Source organism: Pyrobaculum neutrophilum V24Sta (assembly GCF_000019805.1).
GTDB classification, from domain to species: Archaea; Thermoproteota; Thermoprotei; order Thermoproteales; family Thermoproteaceae; genus Pyrobaculum; species Pyrobaculum neutrophilum.
The window spans coordinates 1,134,887-1,152,059 of sequence record NC_010525.1 but is presented as its reverse complement, the minus strand read 5'-3'; the positions used below and the strand labels follow the sequence as shown (position 1 = coordinate 1,152,059).

Genomic DNA, 17,173 nt, shown 5'->3' with positions numbered 1-17,173 from the left:
GCGGGGCCGGCGAAGCCGCGTATTGGGCCTCTCGCCCCGGGGCAGTCCCTTGGGTTCCAGAGAGAGGGGACCTCCGCTCTCTAGACTCCGCACATGAGGCGCCGTGGCTACCGACGGGGGCGACGCCGTAGACGGCGTCCCCGCTCTAGCGCTGTTAGACGGTAAACAATAAATACTTACTTCGGTGGCTTCCCAATGCCCGTGAGGGTGAAGATAGACAGGTCGAAGTGCGTAGTGGCGCACTTCTGCTTCTTCTACGCCTCTACCGTCTTTATACCGGGCGAAGGCGGGAAGCCGGTGGTGGCGCCTGAATACGCCGTAAACGGCGTAGAGGAGGGGGTTGTGCCAGACGAGCTCTATGAGCAGGTGAAAGAGGCGGAGCGGCACTGCCCGTCGAGGGCCATACGGGTGTATAGGGAATGAGCTACCGCGTAGTTATCCTCGACGTAGACGGCGTAATTACGCCGTTTCTCTCCGCGTGGCAGAGGCTCCACGCGGTTTTGGGGACAGAGGCTGGTTTAAACAGGGCTCTGTATAGGCTGGGGGCCATCGACTACTACGAGTGGGCCCTCTACGACGTCCTCCTGTGGCAGGGCGCCACGAGACGCTTCGTAGAGGCGAGGTTTCAGACGAGGCGTGGGCTGGAGGCCCTCTGCGGGGTGCTGAAGGAAGCTGGGGTATACTCCATAGCGCTCTCGGCGGGGGTGGGCTACACGAGGCGCCTCTCCCACTGCTTCGACTTCTACATAGTCAACGACCTTGTGTACAACGCCGGGGGGGTGGCCACCGTCGCAGTCTCCGTAAGCGATAGGAACAAGGACGAGATTGCGGAGAGGATCCTCGGCATACTGGGCGCCGACTGGCGGGAGGTGGTGGCCGTGGGAGACGGCGAAGCCGATTTACACATGTTGAGGAAGGCCGGCTACTCCATAGCCTTCAACCCAACCAGCGAGGAGGTGGCTAGAGCGGCGAAGGCGGTCATAAGGGCGGACACCCTCTACCCCCTCGCCAAGTATTTAAAGGCCGTGCTCCGTCGACAGACGTGATGAGCATCACCGATGTTGAGCAGTGATGGAGCCGTCCCAGTCTGACTTAAAAACCGGGAGCCTCAAGTAGACCGTGGAGCTACGTAGAATAATCAGAGTAGGCGAGAGGTCCTTTGGGGTAACTCTACCCAAGGAGTGGGTCGAGTCGCATGGGCTCACGGTGGGCTCCCCAGTCAAGCTTTTGGTAGACAGAGACAAGATAACGATATTCCCCAGCTCCGAGGCCACGGCCGCCAGGAGGGTTAGGGTGGGGGGAGAGGACGTGGAGAAGCTGACGCGGGACGTAATCGCCTACTACATAGAGGGGGTGGACGAGATCGAGGTGGAGACCGGCGACATCTCGGCGCTGGTGACCAAGATAGAGGGCAAGTTGCCGGGGGTGGTGCTCATGGAGGTGGGCGGGTTGCTCAGGCTGAAGATAGTCACTAGGGAGGACGTCGACATCGACGAGGCGGTCAGAAGCATGTACACCACGGTAGACGCCATGTTCGCCCTCTTCCTCCAAATGCTGTCCGGCGGCGCGTTGAAATACGCCGAGGAGATCCTGCGCCTCGACGACCAGCTGGACAAGCTCTACTTCTTCTCCCTAAGGACGGTGAAGAGGAACATAGCCCAGAGGCCGGAGCACTACGTGGACTACGTCATAACCATAAAAAACCTAGAACACGTAGGCGACGCCATAGACCGCGCCACCAACTACTACCTCCAAAACGAGATGTTGTGCACAGCCGGCGTCAAAACCATCTTCGAGAAGGTATACCGCTACCTCCAAGACTCCTTCAACGCCTTCTACAACAACGACGCGGGTAAAGCCCTAGAGGTGTTGCTCCGTCGGGCTGACCTAGCCAGAGAGACCCTACAGCCCCCCTGTCCACAGGCCACCGCCGTAATGCACGAGGCCGCCTCGATAGTTGGCTTCGCCGCAGACATAGCAGAGGCGGCCTACTCAAAGGCAAGCCGGAGATGAGGGTCGTCGTCGCGCTCCCCTTCCACGGCGTATTCGGCGTAATATACGCGGCGCTCGCCGCAGCTCTAGCCCCCCTCTCCGCCGCCGCTATGGTGGATGTGCTGAAGGCGACCGGGATCCACCCCGCGGCCGCCCTCCTCATCGCGATGTCTATGACCTTCTTCAGCCTCGCGGCGAGCCCCATCAACGTCGTGGTGTATACCGTCTCCAGGAGGCACTACATACCGGTGGTCGACTACGTAGTTGTGCTGGGCATCCCCATCCCAGTGCCCCGCGTCGCGCTACACGAGGAGAAGTCCTACATCGCGGTCAACGTGGGCGGAGCCGTCGTGCCCCTCGCCGTAGCTACGTACCTCCTAGCCAAGATATACAGCCCACACCTCGTCGCCGCGATAGCCGCGGCGTCGCTCCTCACATACTCGGTGAGCAGGGTTATCCCAAGCGTAGGCGTCGTCACCCCCGCCTTCGCCCCGCCCATAATCGCCGCCCTCTCGGCGCTTATCGCAGGAGGCGGCCCCGCCGCCACCTACGTCACAGCCGTATACGGCACGATTATAGGGGCGGACCTCATGAACATGAGGAAGATCCTAAGCCACAGGCCCCCCCTGGTCTCCATAGGGGGAGCCGGGGTCTTCGACGGGATCTACCTAAGCGGGTTGCTGGCCACCCTCCTGTCAAAACTACTGTAGAGAAGGCGGGACTACGGCAACTGCGGGAGGCGTGGGGGCGCCCTGTTGCCGTAGCCGCCCTGCCTCACTACAACCTCAGCTTTAAATAGATTTCTCTAGAAATATAGAAAAGCAGGGCAACCGATTTAATAATGATGAACTTGCTTTACTTTATCTGGATTCGGTGCGCTGTACACTTTACGTTTAATTAGGAACTTTATATATGTCACGTGGTTGATATTTGCTAAAATTTATAAAATTTCCCCGGCGTGTGGATAGCCCTGTCTTAGGCCTTTCCCGGCGTACCGCTCCAGCCCCTCAGTCAGGAGTTGTACTAGGTTCCAGGCGTGCTTCCGCGTTCTATCAAGCGCGATCTCCTTCAGCCTTCTCTCGTCGCCGCCTCCCTCCTCCTCGTGCACAGTCACGTCGATGACCAGGACACCCGTGGAGATCTGAAGCTGCATAAGGCCGATGGAGGTGGCTAGATAGCTGTACTTATCCACCTGGGTAGGCCCCACCCAGCCCAGCACCATAACCGCGTCGCACCCCTCCCTTATCAGGCGGAGGGCGCCCCAGACGGTGTTTTTTATGCCGGGCACGGTAAGCCTCTTCACCAGGGCGTGCGGCATGAGGCTCCTCAGCTCATCTACGGCGGCGGCGCCCATGTCTACCCTCGCGAAGGTGGTGTCCACCACGCCGATGCAGACCATGACGCTCTACAAAAGCTAATATATAGACATTTCCGGGCAGATGCGTGAAGCGGTTCGGCGTATCGCTCCCCAGAGACGTTGCCGATAAGGTGGACAGGATCTCGCAGGAGATGGGCGTAACCAGAAGCGAGGTGGTGGCCACGGCCCTACAGGAGTACCTAGAGGCCAGGAGGAGCCACGCCGAGCCGGGCCATCAGTGCCTAGGCGTAGTGATGGCTCTGACAGACGCCTTCTCAGAGATAGGGGATGTGATAGAGGAGAACAAGGCCCACATAGTGGCCTACACCCACCTCCACGTGGAGGGGAGGTGCCTCACCATAGCCGTGGTGAAGGGCGCCGCCGACCAGATAGAGAAGCTCACCCTAGAGGTGGCGAAGAGGTCTAAGATATCCCGTTACGTCCCCCTGCTGTGAAGATACCGCCCCTCTTCTTCAAAGAGGCGGCGGAGCGTTGCAGGCCCGAGGCGGAGTGCGCCGCGTTGCTCTTCGGCGAGGGGGAAACGGTTAAAACATGGCGCTGGGTGAGAAACGTGCTCGAGAGCCCCACCGCCTTCAGGATAGACCCAGAGGAGCTCTACAGAGCCGTCACAGAGGCCGAGGAGGCCGGCCTAGCCCTCGTGGCGATATTCCACACCCACCCCGGGCCCCCCGTGCCGAGTCCGCTGGACATACGCCACATGAGGCTCTGGCCCGTGGTCTGGGTTATTTCAGACGTCTACACCTGGGAAACCGCCGGCTGGAGGCTGTCGGAGGAGGGGCTCGTCAAGGTCCTATGACCGCGCCCCCCGCAGGCCGACCGCCGGAGGAGGCGGCTCTGATAGCCACCACCACGGTCAACTTCGCCTACTTCACTGGGGTTTGGCTCGAGACCTACGAGCGGTTCAAGGCCGTGGTCATATGCGGCGGTCGGAAAGCCGCCGTCGTCCCAGCGCTAGACGCGGGGAGGATCGCCGGGGAGGTCTACGCCTATAAAGACGGCGAGGACCCAGCCCAAGCGCTCCGCCAAGCCGCCGCGGGGTGCAGAACCGACGTTGTCTACATAGACGGGGGGACCACCCTGCGCCACCTCGACATCGTCAAGAGGGCCCTCCCCCACGCCCGCCTCGCGACGGCCGACGCAGTAATTAGAGAGCTCCGCGCGGTCAAGCGGAGGGACGAGGTGGAGAGGATAAAGACCGCGGCCTTGAAGATAAGGGCCGTCCTGGAGAGCCTGGAGCTGACCCCCGGCATCTCCGAGCGCCAGCTCGCCGCCAGGATATACACGTCTCTGTACGAGGAGGGGCTGGACCCCGGCCCCATCCTCGTACAGTTCGGCCCCAACACCGCCCTGCCCCATCAAGAGCCCACAGAAAAGAAGCTGAGACAGGGGGAGGCCGCAGTCTTGGACGTGTCGGCCTCTTACAGAGGCTACTACGCCGACTTGACCAAGTCGCTGTACTACGGAAACCCCCCGGAGGAGTACCGGCGTATATACGCAGCCGTCGAGGAGGCCCAGCGCGCCGCCCTCTCCGCCGCTAGGCCGGGGGCGGGGGCCTCCGAGGTGGACAAGGCGGCCCGCGGGACAATAGAGAGGTGGGGGTACGGGCCCTACTTCATACACCGGACGGGCCACGGCCTCGGCCTGGAGATACACGAGGCGCCCGACGTCTCCCCCGCCTCCCCCGACGTGTTGAAGCCGGGCATGGTCTTCACCATAGAGCCCGGCGTCTACATCCCCGGGAAATACGGCGTTAGGCTGGAGATCGACGTACACCTTGGAGAAGGAGGCCCCGAGGTCCTCTAGCGGCGGCGACCCGGCGCCGACGGCGCCGCCGGACGGCGCCCGCCCAAGCGTCTCTCCCCCCGGAGCCCCAGGGAACGCGCCGGCTGCGGGTTAGGCGTGCTCCCTCCCGGACCTCCGCCGTTTCCCCGCATGCCCAGGTCCCCCCGGCCCTACGGCCGGAGTAGCCCGGGGACCGACGCCCCCCTGGACCGGAGCTCATCGGTAAGCCCAGGCGGTACGCCGCCGGAGGCGCCGCCCGGCGCCGGTTTCGGGCCCCCAAGCCTAGGTCCGCCTGACGGCGGAGCACGGCCGGCGCGCCGTGCAGCCCCCCGCCACTCTGGAGTTAAGCGGCTGTTTATAAAAATTGTGGCGGGCCCGCCGGGATTTGAACCCGGGGCCTACGGCTCCGAAGGCCGCCGCTCTGACCTGACTGAGCTACGGGCCCCCTGAAACATGGCCGCGTATATTTAATTTTTCCACTAAAAACAGATAAAGGGGGTCCCCACCCCCCTTATGGATCTGGGCTGGCTTAGGAGGCGGTTCGGGGATAGGTTTGTGGAAGACGGAGCGGTGGCGGCTCTCTACGTCCGCGACGCGTCCTTCATGGAGTTCTCCCGCTCGGCCATAGGCGTCGTCTTCCCCGAGGAAGAGGAGGAGGTGGTGGAGCTCGTGCGGTGGGCTGTGGAGAACAGGACCCCCCTCTTCCCCCAGGGCTGCGCCACGAGCCTCTCGGGCAACGCAGCCGCCACCGCCCCCGGCTTGGTGGTGAGCTTCGAGCGGATGGCCAAGGTGGAGGTGGACCCGGTAGACGGGGTGGCGGTGGTGGGGCCCGGCGTTAAGCTGGAGGAGCTCAACCTGGCGCTGGCTAGATACGGCCTCTTCTTCCCTGTGGACCCCGGCTCGGTCAAAAGCGCGACGGTGGGGGGAGCTATAGCCAACGGGGCGGGGGGGATGAGGGGGGCGAAATACGGCACCATGAAGGACTGGGTCCTCGGCCTAAGGGTGGTCACGGGCCGCGGCGACGTCTTGAGGCTGGGGTGCCGCACATACAAGTGTAGAAACGGCTACGACCTGGTTAGACTGTTCGTCGGCAGCGAGGGGACCCTCGGGCTGATCACAGAGGCGACTCTGAAGCTGGCCCCCGTCCCCGAGTCTGCCGCCGCGGTGTTGGCCTACTACAGAGACGTGGAGACCCTCGTCGAAGACGTGGTGAGGGTAAGAGCAAGCAGGGTCTGGCCCCTCTTCGCCGAATTCCTCGACGCCCCCACCTCCGCCCTCGTGGGGCTGGAGGAGAAAAACGCCCTCTTCATAGGCGTAGACGTAAACGCCGGCGCCGAGGAAAAGGTCATCAACAAGCTGAGGGGCCTCCTCAGAGGCGAGGTGGCCCTCGAGGCGGCGGGGTGGGAGGCCTCCATGAGGTTGCTGGAGCCGAGACGCCGCCTCTTCTACGGCCAGATCAAGGCCGCCGGCGGCGGGGTGTTGGTGATAGAAGACGTGGCGGTCCCCATATCGAAGCTGCCAGACGCCGTAAGAGGCCTCAAGGCCGCGGCCGCCAGACACGGGGTCCCGCTCCTCCTCGGAGGCCACGTGGGAGACGGCAACATACACCCCGCGACTTGGTACCGGCGTGAGGAGGGGCCCGCCAGGGTTGAGAACTTCATCAGAGACATGGCCGAGCTGGTGGCAAAACTCGGCGGCACAATCTCGGCGGAGCACGGCATCGGCGTTTTGAAGAGGGAGCTGGCCAAGGCGGAGCTGGGCGAGGCGGCGCTGAGCTACATGAGGGAGCTCAAGAGGCTCTTCGACCCCTACAACGTACTAAACCCGGGGAAGGTGCTGCCGGGCTAGGCCTTCTCCACAAGCCTACGGAGGAGCTCGGCTATGTGAGGCGCCTTCTTCTCCAGAGTCTCCAGAGCCTCCCTCAGGGTCATGTCTTGCCTCACCCCCAGGGCGGCGAGCGTGAGGAGGAACTCCTCGAGGACATCCCCCACCTTGACGTTCCCCATCCAGTCGGAGGCCTTGAGAACCACGTACCGCCTCTTCCCAATCTTCACAGTCTCCACCACCCCCTCCCTCTCCAGGGTGTATATGTACCACTGGATAGCCCCGTAGGACATCCCCAAGGCCTTGGCCAGCCTGTAGACGGGCACCGGCCCCTCCCTCTTCAAGATCTCCACAATAGCCGCCTTGGGGTCCTTGGCGCCCACATATAGGAGAGTAGGGAGGTATTAAAGCTATGCAGACAGAATAAAGCGGCCCCCCTCCTCCCTCACCCTCAACACCTGGACGGGCCACCCCAGTGCCGACCTCACCACCACCGCCCTGTCTGGAAAGTACCGCCAGACGGTGTTGAACATGGTCAAGAGGTCGGGCGTGGGCTCGACCCCCCTAAACGTCGCGAGCAGAGCCGCCTCCGGGAAGGCGCTGTGGACGAAGTCGAGGACGTACCCCACCCTCTCGGCCCCATATACGTGGAGAACCTCCTCAAGCCCGTAGAGCGAAACAACCTGCACATCCCCCAGCCTCTCCACGGCGCTCCACAGCGCTTGATCATCGCCGAGTTCAGACGTAGGCACCACCACCTCCTCCACCGAGCAGCCCATCTGCTCCGCCAAAGCCGCCATGTGGCCGTAGGTGGAGACGACCCCCACCCTCGCGCCGTCGAGGTAGTCGCAGAGGTAGCCCGCGGCGATCTTGAGACAGACGGGGTCCTCACACAGGAAAGCCCCAACTCTGCTACCCGCCAGAAGGCCGGGCCTCCTACGCCCAGGCATAGCCCTGGCGAGGGCCGAGACCACCTCCTCCGAGAAGGCCACCCTCCTCCCAGAGGGGGAGGCCGCCGGCTCCGGCCTCATAAAGCTCTGCGACCACCTCCTCACGATGCGGACGCCGCGTCTAGAGATGGTGAAGTAGAACTCCACCCCCGGCCCAGGCCCCAGCCGCGTCTTAACAACCCTGATCTTCCTGTAGCGGGCCCCCCTGTGGAAGACCTGGCTAACCTCGAGAAGGGTATCCGCCACATAGGCGAAGTGGGACCCCCCGATCTGCTCCTCCCCAACGGCGATGGTGGGGACGCCGAAGATCCTATAGATCGAGGAGGCCGCCTCCCTGGTCTGAGGAAGGGCGTTTATCCCGTCCAGAACCACCACGTCAGGCGAATACTTGAGGTACTGCTCCACCACGCTAGACAACAAGACATCTACGTCCGACACGGCGAGGAAGTCAAGCACGACAAACTTGGAGAAGTCCAGCCCAAGCCCCTCCGCCTTAGCCCTCACCTTATCCGCCGTCTCGTAGAACCCCACGTAGAGCACCCTCTCCCCCATCTGCGCAGCCCCATACAAGGCGAGAGACGTCTTACCAGACCCAGGAGGGCCGTAGACAAGCGTAAAACCCTGGAAGAACTCCCTCATAAACCCTCGAGATACTGCACAAACCGCCGCCAGCCGTCGGGGCTACGAAGCGCCTCCCCCGCCACCTTCGAGTCGATCCTCCGCCTCCTCGCAAAATCCACGAAAAGATTCACGATAAGCTCCGCGTTGTGAGGCCCCAAGTCCTGCGACACGTAGAAGTAGAGGAGATACGGCCTCTCAAACAGGTCAGACACGGTGGCCCCCCGCCTCCTCATCCTATACTCGATAATAGCCCTCAGCGGCATCCCCAGCGAGAGGTAGAACTCCCGAAACAGCTCCACCGCGTCCACAGAACCCGAAACAATCCACATTATATACGTTACAGTACACACGCCGAACTGTACAAAAGGCGAAAAGATAAAACCCGCCAAGGACACACAGACGTGATGAAGCCAGGCGCTGTAGAACCATGAAGACAGCTCGAGAGGGCTGACATGGCACCCCCCAAACCCCACCGAACAAGATAAAAACCGGAGAAAAGGCAAAGCCGTGTCGGAGTTCGTAGAAGTCGTGCGGCGCGGGATGACCCTCATATACGGCCCCCCAGGTTCGGGCAAAACCTCCCTAGCCATAAGACTAGCCAGCCGCGTAGCCGACAAGGTGCTGTGGATCTCCACCACAGAAGGGCCCGACCTCCTAAAGGAAGCCGCCAGGAGAGTAGGGGTAGACCCCTCCACCTTCGACTTCTACGACTTCCCACGCGCCTTCAGACAAGACATAGCCCGGTACATACTCGACCACATAGCCAGCTACGGCGCCGCCGTGGTAGACTCAGTCACAGGAATGGCCACGCGGCAGAACATAGACGTGGTGACGCACTCCATCCTCTACCAGATAACCAAGGAGAAGCCCATAATCGTCATAGCAGACGAAGACACCCCCCACGTCAGCTACATAGCAGACCACGTAATACACGTCTGGTACCGAAAAAACAGCATAGGCCACTATATACGGTACGTACAACTCGAGAAATCAAGGACACGCCCCCCAGGGCCGAGATACATCTTCGACATCGTAGAGGGGAAGGGGATTATGTACGTACACCCACTACACACAAGAGGCCACACGGAGCTCGTAGAAGAGGAAAAACTCGGCATAACGGCCCCCCTAAAAAGCGTAGTGTGTATACACGGAGAAAGAGTTAGAAAAGTAAACGCACTACTAGAAAAGATAAAGGACAGCGCAATCTTCCTGAAAATCGGCTTTTGGACCTCCTTCCACGGCATAGAGCTGAGAGATGACCAGATATATGTGGTGAGGACATTCCACGACCTCTTCACGCTGTATGACAGCTTCGCGTCCGGCAAGATAAAGGCTGAGTTCGTGGTAGTCGGCGGGCTTCTGAACATGCCGGAGGAAGACAGGCCAGAGTACGTCTACACCCTTAGCTCATTGTTGGGCTTTGTGAGGTTTTTAGTTTTTGCAGATGTGGGTCCAAGGGATGAAACTGTTAGACTTGAAAAATACTGCGAGGAGGTTGTCCAGGCCTAGAGTATGCTGATGCCTGCGTCTGCGCCGTTTGTGGGCAGTATGCCTGTGAGCACCAGTATCGCGAATAGTGTGAGCACGCTGATTTTGACCATTACTCTTGTGGTTTCGTATGTTTTTATTACCTTCATGTCTTTATGGGGGTTTCTCGGCGGGGGGCGGGGGTGGGTTGGCTCGTATTACTTTATCTTTCTGGGGGCATGATCTGGGTTAAATAGTGGAGGTTGTTTTCTGGTATGGCTGTGGGGGTTTTTGACAATCATGCCCATGCTAATGAGTATACTGGGTTTGGGGCTGGGGAGGTGGCGAGGAGGTTTAGGGCGGCTGGCGGGGTGGGGCTTGTGTTTGTGTCTCTGCTTTCTTGGTCTATTGGTGGCGTGCCGGGGGATAGGGGGTGGGTTGTGAGGCTTTACGACCACACGGTTAGGAATGCGGAGGTGGCGAGGGGGGTTGGGCTTGTTTCTGGGGCTGTGGTGGGGGTTCACCCGGCGGAGTGTGTTAGGCTTCTGGAGGCCGGCTGGGGGGCTGGGGAGGTGGAGGAGTTTATGCGTTGGGCTGTGGATCTGGCGGCGAGGTATGTGGAGGAGGGGCGGGCGGTGGGCATGGGGGAGTTTGGGAGGCCTCACTGGCCCGTGGGGGAGGGTGTCGTGGATCTCTGCAACAGGGTGCTTCTCTACGTGTTTGAGCGGGCGAGGGACGTGGGGGCTGTTGTGCACCTCCACCTGGAGCGGCGTGGCCGGGAGACGGTGGACTCCATCGCCGCTCTGGTGGCTAGGGCGGGCGTCGACCCGGCGAGGGTTGTGATGCACCACGTGGAGGGGGCGCTGGCGGGGTACGCCTACGCCAGGGGGCTCTCTCCCTCCGTCCCCCTGGGCCGGAGGGGGGAGTTCGAGGACGCCCTCAAGTCGGGCCCCGTGTTTGTGGTGGAGAGCGACTACATAGACGACAAGTCGCGGCCGGGGGCCGTCATCCCGCCGTGGACTCTAGCCTCTAAGCTTAAGCAGTATGTAGCGAGGGGGGTCCTCACCGAGGAAGATATGTACAAGATATGTGTTGAAAACGTGAGGCGTATATATGGAGACAGGCTGAATATATAGCGCCTCCGCGCGGCCCTAAACGCCGCTACGGAGGGTTTTTTAAAGTGGATGTGTGTGGCGTTCGTGGTGGCGGTGGTCCACGTGTTGGGGGTCCACGCGTATTCGTTTCTGAGGTACGGCGTAGACCCCCACGACGACGTGGAGACTGCCGTGAAGAAGCTGGAGGCCAAGGCGCCCCACCTGGCCAGGTTTCTGAGGGAGGTGGCTACCTTCTGAGGGCTGTTAGCACCTTTTTCACCGCCGTCGCCGTGTCCACCGCGTCTTGTTCTGTTAGGTTTGGCATGACCAGTAGCGAGAGGACGCGCTCCGCGGCCCACTCGGCGTTTGGGAGGGGCTTGTACTCCACCTTGCGCCTCTGGTATGGGCAGGTCCAGGGGCAGCCGAGGCCGTGGCCTTCTCTGCGCTGGAAGAGGGGGGTCTTGTAGAGGGGGGTTGGGTAGGCGACGAAGGCGTTTCCCACGCCTTCTGCCCTCAGCGCCTCTACTACGTAGTCGCGGGGCTTTTTTAGCTTCTCCACGGCGAGTAGTATCTGGACGAGGTGCCAAGCGTGTCTGACGTAGGGCCTAGGCCTTGTGATGGTGAGGAGGTCGCCCTCTAGGGGGGCCAGCTCCTCCAACAGCGTCTTTACGTAGGCCTCGCGCCTCTTCTGCATCTCGGGCATCTGCTTGAGCTGGTGGTAGGCGAGTACGCCCTGCATCTCGGTCATCCTGTAGTTGTAGCCGAGGAGCTCGTAGCTGTACTTCCCCACCTCGCCGTGTGCCCTAATTAGCCTTGCCCTCTCCGCGTAGGCGGCGACGTCTGTGGCGACGGCGCCTCCCTCGCCGGAGGTTATGTGCTTCGTGGCGTATAGGCTGAAGGTGGATATGTGGCCTATGGAGCCTGCCCTCCTCCCCCGGTACTCTGCGCCGAGGGCTTGTGCCGTGTCTTCCACGATCTTCACGCCGTATCTCTCCGCCAGCTTCATGAACTGGTCCATCTCGGCGGGCATGCCGGCTAGGTGGACCACCACCACGGCCTTCGTCCTCTCGGTGATCTTCTCCTCGGCGGAGGCCGGGTCTAGGTTGAGGGTTTCCCTGTCTATGTCCGCGAAGACCGGCACGGCGTTGGAGTGTAGAATTGCGGTGGCGGTGGCGGCGAAGGTGAAGGGGGTGGTCACCACCTCGTCGCCCGGCCCCACGCCTATGGCCTTAAGCGCCGTGTGGAGGGCTGTGGTGCCGTTGGAGACCGCCACGGCGTATTTCACGCCGAGGTAGGCGGCGAGCTCTGCCTCGAAGGCCTTTACCCACCTGCCGTGTTGCGCAGTCAAGACGCCGGATTTAAGGACCTCGGCTATGTCGCGGATCACCTCCTCGCTGTATACCGCAGGCCTAGCCACGATGGGCTTCTCCCTGACGGGCCTCCCCCCCTCTATCGCCAACATGTGTGGCGGCTTGGGTGCTAGATATAACAGTTATTAATCCGGCGCGGCGCCAATCCCGTGAGGTGGCTATACCTCACATACGTCATCTACTGGTCGTCTGTGGCCCTCTCCGCGGCGCTTGCCCTCGCCGGCCACCCCCTGGTAGACCCCCGCGCTCTGGAGAAGGCGTATAACGAGACGGCGGCTCTCCCATACGAGCAGCGGCTTCTCCAGTCAGCGGCCTACGTAGCCGCCGTGGCGCTTATGTCCTACCCCGCCCTCATCTACGCGGCGACTGCCTTCGGAGTGGTGACCGCCGCGATGGCGGGGGCCTTCGGCCTGGGGCCGGCCCTGGTGAACTCCGCAGTTATGCAGCTTGTGCTCCTCTTCCTAGAGGAGGTGGCCAGGTGGCACCCCGCCGCCCAGTACCTCGCGGGGAGGCGGGTGGACTGGAGGAGGTACCTCCTGTGGGTCGCCGCGGCTCTCTCCCTGGCGGGGGTTCTATCGCTCTAGCTGGGCGGCTTGTTGTTGCGCCATGTACTGCTCCACTATATCGTAGCCGTATATCGCCTTGAAGAGCTCCCTCCCCTGGGGGGTCATCTGGGTGGGGTCCCAGGGCTTTTCGAAGTCTAGCTCCACCTCCACGTCTTTTGCCTCCGGCACTGCGGCTTGGATGGCGTATCCCACCTCCTGGGCCACGTTGCCGGCTACGGGGCACCCCACGGCCGTCAGAGTCATAACCACCTTCAACACGCCGTCTTCCAGAGTCACCTTTCTGATCAAGCCGAGGTCGTAGACGTTTATGGGGATCTCGGGGTCGTACACCTCCCTCAGCACCTCCACGACCTTCTTCGCCTTGTCGGGAGGCAGGTTGGTCTCGAAGATCGGCTTCTCTTCCATGTCTCTCCTCCCGTTTCTCAGATAAAAACTTATATGGAGCAGCAGCGCGCGGGCACATGGAGGTTATAGACGTGTCCGGCATGCAGTGCCCCGACCCCCTCCGGAAGGTGGCCTCGGTCTTGGCGTCGGCGCCGCCGGGGTCCCGGTACCGTATTGTGACAGACGACTACGTCTGCTACGTGATGCTCAGGAGGCTCATGGCCGTCAACGACGTGAAGATCGTCGAGGCCGACGAGGGCGGGCCCTACGCCCTGGTGGTGGAGAAGTATTAAAGGGGCTGTCACCACACAGTCATGTACCAGGGGAAGTTCTACCGGCTTCTCCACCCCCGCCCCACCCTGGTCGTAGTGTCGAGGTGCCCCGGCGGCCGGCTCAACCTGATGCCGGCCTCCTGGAACACGCCCGTGTCTGAGGACCCGCCCACGGTGGCCGTGGCGGTGGAGAGGAGCTCCTACACCCACGAGTGCCTCAAGCACCACAGACGCGCGACGCTCAACGTCCTCCCCCTGGAGGCGGCCGACCTGATATACAAGCTGGGGACGGTCAGCGGCCGCGATGTGGATAAAGCCGCCCAGTTCGGCGTAGCCTTCGAGAAGTCCGAGAAGGTGGATGTGCCGAGGGTGGCGGGGGCTATAGCGGGGTACGAGGCCGAGGTTTACATGGAGGTGGAGGTGGGGGAGGTAACGCTGTTTATATTCAAGGTCCTCCACAGCTGGGCCGCCCCAGGCGTCGCCGACCAGTGGGGGTACGACTTCAAGAGGGTCAACATCCCGCTCCACGGCGCCGGCAGAGCCTTCTACGGGGTGGACCCGAGGCCGCGTTTTGTCAAGAAGACGTAGTGGAAAAAACTTATTAACCGCGTAGATATGAGGAGGTGGGCGGGGGTGCCCGAGCCAGGTCAAAGGGGCAGGGTTCAGGTCCCTGTGGCGTAGGCCTGCGTGGGTTCAAATCCCACCCCCCGCACCACCGGCGGTAAAGCTTTTTAACCAGAGTGTTGTAGATGACGGCGGCGGTAGCTCAGCCTGGTTAGAGCGCTCTGGGGCGGAGCCCCGCGTAAGGCTCATAACCGGGAAGCCCCGGGTTCAAATCCCGGCCGCCGCATGTCTTTATGATGAAGGCATCGGGACACTATAGACCGGTGATAGCCACCTGGAGGGCTGAGTCTACGGCACCTCCGCGTCGAGCAACGGCGTCAGCGGGCTTTCGGCCACCCCCTCGTCGATAGCCCACATGGCGGTGCCTAACGCCGCCCTGGAGGCCGGCCCCAGGGGGATGGGCGCCTCCGCCGGCTGCGGCACGTGGGCAACGTCCGCCTCGGGGCAGACGCCGCCGTGTTGAGAGGCCACCAGCATGAGGCCGGGGGCGTACTCCCTAGCCCGCCTCGCCAACGCCCTCGCCAGGGGCTGATCCGCGCATGGGATAACCAGGGCGTCTGTGGAAACGGCGTACGCCAGTACCCTATCGGCTAGGTGGTTGTAGTAGGCCTCCTCTAGAACACCCTCGACGTCTACGCCGTCTTCGCCGTATGTGCAACGGCCTCTGCACGCAAGCTCGATCACCTTGGCGGCTCTGGGGTCCCCCGTCTTGAACCTCAACACGCCGGCCTCCAGGAGCCTCCTTGCCACATACGCCGCCACGTACTGGACGTGGTGTAGCGTCGGGGTTGTGTACAGGGGTAGAACCGGTATCTTCCTACCTCTGTAGTACACGGCCAGGTGGTCTTGGTAGAGCTCGAACTCCAACACTTAAAAACGGGCCTCTGGGTATATATGGACTTCGGCCTTTCTAGGGAGGACAAGCTCTTCGTCGAATCGGTTAGATCCTTCGCGGAGAGGGTTATCGCGCCTAGGTGGGTCGAGATAGACGAGGGGAGGTGGCCCATGGCGGAGGTGGCGGCGAGGTTGGGGGAGGCGGGTCTCCTAGGCATGACCTTGAGCTCTAGGTACGGAGGCCAGGAGGCGACGTTTCTACAGGCGGCGCTGGCCGTGGAGGAGCTGGCCTACGCGGACCCGTCTCTGGCAACCCCCGTCTACGTCCTGCTGGAGACGGCGTGGCCCTACGTAGTACAGCGCCACGGCCGGGACGAGGCCAAGGAGGAGGTTCTGCCGGAGGTCGCGGCCGGGCGCGCCTTCGTGGGCATAGCCTCCACGGAGCCGCAGGGGGGTAGCGACGTGGCGTCTGTGCAGACAAAGGCCGTCAAGGAGGGCGGCCTGTGGAGGCTATACGGCGAGAAGAACATGGTGACTGGGGTCTCCACGGCTCTTGCTCTGCCCTATGGAGGAGGGGCAGTCGCCGTGGCGAGGACCGGAGCGCCTGAGGATAAACACAGGGGGGTGACGCTCTTCCTGGCGCTTCTGAAGAGGAGGGGTAGGCAGACGCCGGGGTTCACCTACAGAGATTGGGACGAGGTAGGCCGCCGCGGCCTACCCACGGGCTACCTCACCCTGGAGGGCCTCCCGGTGGAGGATGTCTTCGTGGTCGGCGAGCTCAACGGCGGCTTCAAGATAGCGATGGAGGGCTTCAACCTAGCCCGCACGGTGATAGGGGCGGCGTCGGTGGGCGCCGCCAGGTGGCTACTTGACAGGGGGCTGGAGTGGATTAGGCAGAGGTCTGCCTTCGGGAGGCCTATCGCGAGCTACCAGTCGGTGAGTTTCAAATTCGCGGAGCTCTACGCGAGGCTTGAGGCGGCGAGGCTCTCTGTCTACAAGGCGGCTTGGATCGCGGATAGGTTCTACGGCGGCGACGTAGCGTTTGCCGTACAAGACGTGGCCACCGCCGGCGCCGTCGCCAAATACCTCGCTGTGGGGACAGCCGTCGAGACCGCCCTGGAGGTTATGAAGTGGTTCGGCGGCGCTTCCTACTTCAGGGAGACCAACGTAGCCCGCTCGTTGCTGGGCCTCTTGTCGTACTACGTGGGGGCTGAGGGGGCCGAGAACATACTTAAGTTGATAATTGCAAGGAATACCGTTGGCAGAGAATTTGTATAATTACCCTCGTTAAATATGGCGTGAGGAGGGTTGAGGGCTTGAGGATTCAGCTTGACGCCGTGAGCTACCTGAGGTCTGTGAAGAAGCTACTTGGCGTCACCTACAGAGATCTATCGCCTCTGTTGGATCTGCCGGAGAGCGTGCTCTCCCGGTACGTGACGGGGGATATGTTGCCGTCTGTGGAGACGGCACAGGAGATATTGGCGAAGCTATCGTCTGCGTATCCGATAGAGGCCGTGGTGAAGGCCAAGATACGGCTCTACGACTCGTACGTAGACATGTCCTTCGTAAATCTGCCCGAGTTCTGGCGCCTCTACGAGATCTACCTATCCCGGAGGTTCCCCGGCCTCGAGGTAGAGGTGGTGTTGACGGCGGCGGCGGACGGCATCCCGCTCGCGGTGGCCGCGGCCTCCCGCCTCGAGGCGGCCCTCGTCGTGGCGAAGCAGTACAGGGAGCCGGGCGTTGAGAACTACGAGTTTACATATCTAAGGGAGGGGAGGCCGGTGACCCTATATATCCCCAGCGCCTACGTCAAAAGAGGAGATAGGGTGTTCATAGTAGACGACATCGCCCGGACGGGGAAAACCCTCAAGGCGCTTGCGGGCCTGTGCGACAAGGCGGGGGCGAGGGTGGTCGGCGCCTCTGTCCTCGTGGCGCGTCAGGGGTTTAACATAGACGTTGGGTTCCCCGTGGACGTGGTTTACACATACTGATATATACCTGGGCCTCCCCGCCTC

At 62.0% G+C, this 17,173-nt stretch carries 23 protein-coding genes and 3 tRNA genes; 18 read left to right on the top strand and 8 right to left on the bottom strand.

The features are described from left to right. Nucleotides 1-195: 195 nt before the first annotated feature. The 4 genes from TNEU_RS06500 (at nt 196) to TNEU_RS06485 (ending at nt 2,702) form a co-directional block, all read left to right on the top strand. Nucleotides 196-423 (top strand): ferredoxin, encoded by a 228-nt coding sequence (locus TNEU_RS06500; RefSeq protein ID WP_012350635.1) that lies wholly within the window; start codon nt 196-198, stop codon nt 421-423. Next, nucleotides 420-1,046, top strand: coding sequence for an HAD family hydrolase (locus tag TNEU_RS06495; protein ID WP_012350634.1), 627 nt, complete (start codon nt 420-422; stop codon nt 1,044-1,046). The genes TNEU_RS06500 and TNEU_RS06495 overlap by 4 nt, the downstream gene beginning before the upstream one ends. A 73-nt stretch (nt 1,047-1,119) precedes the next feature. Next, complete coding sequence (locus TNEU_RS06490; RefSeq protein WP_012350633.1) at nt 1,120-2,013, top strand: phosphate signaling complex PhoU family protein; 894 nt, start codon at nt 1,120-1,122, stop codon at nt 2,011-2,013. Next, the gene (locus tag TNEU_RS06485; protein WP_012350632.1) at nt 2,010-2,702 is read left to right on the top strand and encodes a DUF1614 domain-containing protein; all 693 of its coding nucleotides are present in this window, start codon (nt 2,010-2,012) and stop codon (nt 2,700-2,702) included. The genes TNEU_RS06490 and TNEU_RS06485 overlap by 4 nt, the downstream gene beginning before the upstream one ends. A gap of 230 nt (nt 2,703-2,932) precedes the next feature. On the opposite strand, the gene ribC is transcribed toward TNEU_RS06485, so the two are convergent. Continuing rightward, the gene (gene ribC, locus TNEU_RS06480; RefSeq protein ID WP_012350631.1) at nt 2,933-3,391 is read right to left on the bottom strand and encodes a riboflavin synthase; all 459 of its coding nucleotides are present in this window, start codon (nt 3,389-3,391) and stop codon (nt 2,933-2,935) included. A 44-nt stretch (nt 3,392-3,435) separates the two neighbouring features. On the opposite strand from ribC, the gene TNEU_RS06475 reads away from it, so the two are divergent. Genes TNEU_RS06475 through TNEU_RS06465 form a run of 3 tightly spaced genes read left to right on the top strand, consistent with a single transcriptional unit; the run spans nt 3,436 to nt 5,173 of the window. Beyond that, nucleotides 3,436-3,804: a CopG family ribbon-helix-helix protein gene (locus tag TNEU_RS06475; RefSeq protein ID WP_012350630.1), complete on the top strand. Its 369-nt coding sequence runs from the start codon at nt 3,436-3,438 to the stop codon at nt 3,802-3,804. Then, on the top strand, nt 3,801-4,166 hold the full coding sequence (locus TNEU_RS06470) for a M67 family metallopeptidase (RefSeq protein ID WP_012350629.1): 366 nt from the start codon (nt 3,801-3,803) through the stop codon (nt 4,164-4,166). Before TNEU_RS06475 ends, TNEU_RS06470 begins: the two co-directional genes overlap by 4 nt. Then, the gene (locus tag TNEU_RS06465) at nt 4,163-5,173 is read left to right on the top strand and encodes a M24 family metallopeptidase (RefSeq protein WP_012350628.1); all 1,011 of its coding nucleotides are present in this window, start codon (nt 4,163-4,165) and stop codon (nt 5,171-5,173) included. Before TNEU_RS06470 ends, TNEU_RS06465 begins: the two co-directional genes overlap by 4 nt. A 346-nt stretch (nt 5,174-5,519) precedes the next feature. On the opposite strand, the gene TNEU_RS06460 is transcribed toward TNEU_RS06465, so the two are convergent. Then, a tRNA-Arg gene (locus TNEU_RS06460) sits at nt 5,520-5,597 on the bottom strand. A gap of 68 nt (nt 5,598-5,665) precedes the next feature. On the opposite strand from TNEU_RS06460, the gene TNEU_RS06455 reads away from it, so the two are divergent. Then, nucleotides 5,666-7,000, top strand: a complete 1,335-nt coding sequence (locus tag TNEU_RS06455; RefSeq protein ID WP_012350627.1) for an FAD-binding oxidoreductase — start codon at nt 5,666-5,668, stop codon at nt 6,998-7,000. On the opposite strand, the gene TNEU_RS06450 is transcribed toward TNEU_RS06455, so the two are convergent. Genes TNEU_RS06450 through TNEU_RS06440 form a run of 3 tightly spaced genes read right to left on the bottom strand, consistent with a single transcriptional unit; the run spans nt 6,997 to nt 8,855 of the window. Further along, the gene (locus tag TNEU_RS06450) at nt 6,997-7,359 is read right to left on the bottom strand and encodes a helix-turn-helix domain-containing protein (RefSeq protein ID WP_012350626.1); all 363 of its coding nucleotides are present in this window, start codon (nt 7,357-7,359) and stop codon (nt 6,997-6,999) included. The two genes, TNEU_RS06455 and TNEU_RS06450, sit on opposite strands and share 4 nt — an antisense overlap. A gap of 27 nt (nt 7,360-7,386) precedes the next feature. Then, complete coding sequence (locus TNEU_RS06445) at nt 7,387-8,565, bottom strand: RAD55 family ATPase (protein ID WP_012350625.1); 1,179 nt, start codon at nt 8,563-8,565, stop codon at nt 7,387-7,389. Continuing rightward, nucleotides 8,562-8,855, bottom strand: a complete 294-nt coding sequence (locus TNEU_RS06440) for a hypothetical protein (protein ID WP_012350624.1) — start codon at nt 8,853-8,855, stop codon at nt 8,562-8,564. The genes TNEU_RS06445 and TNEU_RS06440 overlap by 4 nt, the downstream gene beginning before the upstream one ends. A gap of 199 nt (nt 8,856-9,054) precedes the next feature. Between TNEU_RS06440 and TNEU_RS06435 the strand changes: the two genes are divergently transcribed. From TNEU_RS06435 to TNEU_RS10275, 3 genes are all read left to right on the top strand, one after another. Beyond that, entirely contained in the window at nt 9,055-10,056 is a 1,002-nt protein-coding gene (locus TNEU_RS06435) for an RAD55 family ATPase (RefSeq protein WP_148682387.1), read from the top strand. Nucleotides 10,057-10,289: 233 nt separating this feature from the next. Next, a complete protein-coding gene (locus tag TNEU_RS06430; RefSeq protein ID WP_012350622.1) occupies nt 10,290-11,150 on the top strand; it encodes a TatD family hydrolase in 861 nt (286 codons plus the stop codon). Nucleotides 11,151-11,213: 63 nt separating this feature from the next. Then, a complete protein-coding gene (locus TNEU_RS10275) occupies nt 11,214-11,366 on the top strand; it encodes a hypothetical protein (RefSeq protein WP_187146763.1) in 153 nt (50 codons plus the stop codon). On the opposite strand, the gene TNEU_RS06425 is transcribed toward TNEU_RS10275, so the two are convergent. Further along, on the bottom strand, nt 11,356-12,570 hold the full coding sequence (locus tag TNEU_RS06425; protein ID WP_012350620.1) for a DegT/DnrJ/EryC1/StrS family aminotransferase: 1,215 nt from the start codon (nt 12,568-12,570) through the stop codon (nt 11,356-11,358). The genes TNEU_RS10275 and TNEU_RS06425 overlap by 11 nt on opposite strands. Before the next feature lie 57 nt (nt 12,571-12,627). Here TNEU_RS06425 and TNEU_RS06420 point away from each other — a divergent pair, with 57 nt between their 5' ends. Next, nucleotides 12,628-13,062, top strand: coding sequence for a hypothetical protein (locus TNEU_RS06420; protein WP_012350619.1), 435 nt, complete (start codon nt 12,628-12,630; stop codon nt 13,060-13,062). Here TNEU_RS06420 and TNEU_RS06415 read toward each other — a convergent pair. After that, nucleotides 13,051-13,449: a metal-sulfur cluster assembly factor gene (locus tag TNEU_RS06415; RefSeq protein ID WP_012350618.1), complete on the bottom strand. Its 399-nt coding sequence runs from the start codon at nt 13,447-13,449 to the stop codon at nt 13,051-13,053. The genes TNEU_RS06420 and TNEU_RS06415 overlap by 12 nt on opposite strands. A 56-nt stretch (nt 13,450-13,505) precedes the next feature. Here TNEU_RS06415 and TNEU_RS06410 point away from each other — a divergent pair, with 56 nt between their 5' ends. The 4 genes from TNEU_RS06410 to TNEU_RS06395 all read left to right on the top strand — a co-directional run bounded on the left by TNEU_RS06410 (nt 13,506) and on the right by TNEU_RS06395 (nt 14,550). Next, nucleotides 13,506-13,721 (top strand): sulfurtransferase TusA family protein, encoded by a 216-nt coding sequence (locus TNEU_RS06410; RefSeq protein ID WP_012350617.1) that lies wholly within the window; start codon nt 13,506-13,508, stop codon nt 13,719-13,721. Nucleotides 13,722-13,742: 21 nt separating this feature from the next. Then, on the top strand, nt 13,743-14,288 hold the full coding sequence (locus TNEU_RS06405) for a flavin reductase family protein (protein ID WP_012350616.1): 546 nt from the start codon (nt 13,743-13,745) through the stop codon (nt 14,286-14,288). A 39-nt stretch (nt 14,289-14,327) separates the two neighbouring features. After that, nucleotides 14,328-14,415, top strand: a tRNA-Leu gene (locus TNEU_RS06400). A 40-nt stretch (nt 14,416-14,455) separates the two neighbouring features. After that, nucleotides 14,456-14,550 (top strand) — tRNA-Met (locus tag TNEU_RS06395). Between the two features lie 62 nt (nt 14,551-14,612). On the opposite strand, the gene TNEU_RS06390 is transcribed toward TNEU_RS06395, so the two are convergent. After that, nucleotides 14,613-15,194: a hypothetical protein gene (locus TNEU_RS06390; protein WP_012350615.1), complete on the bottom strand. Its 582-nt coding sequence runs from the start codon at nt 15,192-15,194 to the stop codon at nt 14,613-14,615. A 24-nt stretch (nt 15,195-15,218) separates the two neighbouring features. On the opposite strand from TNEU_RS06390, the gene TNEU_RS06385 reads away from it, so the two are divergent. Together TNEU_RS06385 and TNEU_RS06380 are read left to right on the top strand one after the other, a co-directional pair. Then, the gene (locus tag TNEU_RS06385) at nt 15,219-16,436 is read left to right on the top strand and encodes an acyl-CoA dehydrogenase family protein (protein WP_012350614.1); all 1,218 of its coding nucleotides are present in this window, start codon (nt 15,219-15,221) and stop codon (nt 16,434-16,436) included. 20 nt (nt 16,437-16,456) lie between these two features. Continuing rightward, complete coding sequence (locus TNEU_RS06380) at nt 16,457-17,149, top strand: phosphoribosyltransferase family protein (RefSeq protein ID WP_012350613.1); 693 nt, start codon at nt 16,457-16,459, stop codon at nt 17,147-17,149. Nucleotides 17,150-17,173 lie beyond the last annotated feature (24 nt).

Bases quoted from the DNA above. Each gene is read 5' to 3' on its own strand.
- TNEU_RS06500 (WP_012350635.1), top strand. From the start codon at position 196: ATGCCCGTGAGGGTGAAGATAGACAGGTCGAAGTGCGTAGTGGCGCAC.
- TNEU_RS06495 (WP_012350634.1), top strand. From the start codon at position 420: ATGAGCTACCGCGTAGTTATCCTCGACGTAGACGGCGTAATTACGCCG.
- TNEU_RS06485 (WP_012350632.1), top strand. From the start codon at position 2,010: ATGAGGGTCGTCGTCGCGCTCCCCTTCCACGGCGTATTCGGCGTAATA.
- ribC (WP_012350631.1), bottom strand. From the start codon at position 3,391: ATGGTCTGCATCGGCGTGGTGGACACCACCTTCGCGAGGGTAGACATG.
- TNEU_RS06465 (WP_012350628.1), top strand. From the start codon at position 4,163: ATGACCGCGCCCCCCGCAGGCCGACCGCCGGAGGAGGCGGCTCTGATA.
- TNEU_RS06455 (WP_012350627.1), top strand. From the start codon at position 5,666: ATGGATCTGGGCTGGCTTAGGAGGCGGTTCGGGGATAGGTTTGTGGAA.
- TNEU_RS06445 (WP_012350625.1), bottom strand. From the start codon at position 8,565: ATGAGGGAGTTCTTCCAGGGTTTTACGCTTGTCTACGGCCCTCCTGGG.
- TNEU_RS06430 (WP_012350622.1), top strand. From the start codon at position 10,290: ATGGCTGTGGGGGTTTTTGACAATCATGCCCATGCTAATGAGTATACT.
- TNEU_RS06425 (WP_012350620.1), bottom strand. From the start codon at position 12,570: ATGTTGGCGATAGAGGGGGGGAGGCCCGTCAGGGAGAAGCCCATCGTG.
- TNEU_RS06415 (WP_012350618.1), bottom strand. From the start codon at position 13,449: ATGGAAGAGAAGCCGATCTTCGAGACCAACCTGCCTCCCGACAAGGCG.
- TNEU_RS06410 (WP_012350617.1), top strand. From the start codon at position 13,506: ATGGAGGTTATAGACGTGTCCGGCATGCAGTGCCCCGACCCCCTCCGG.
- TNEU_RS06405 (WP_012350616.1), top strand. From the start codon at position 13,743: ATGTACCAGGGGAAGTTCTACCGGCTTCTCCACCCCCGCCCCACCCTG.
- TNEU_RS06385 (WP_012350614.1), top strand. From the start codon at position 15,219: ATGGACTTCGGCCTTTCTAGGGAGGACAAGCTCTTCGTCGAATCGGTT.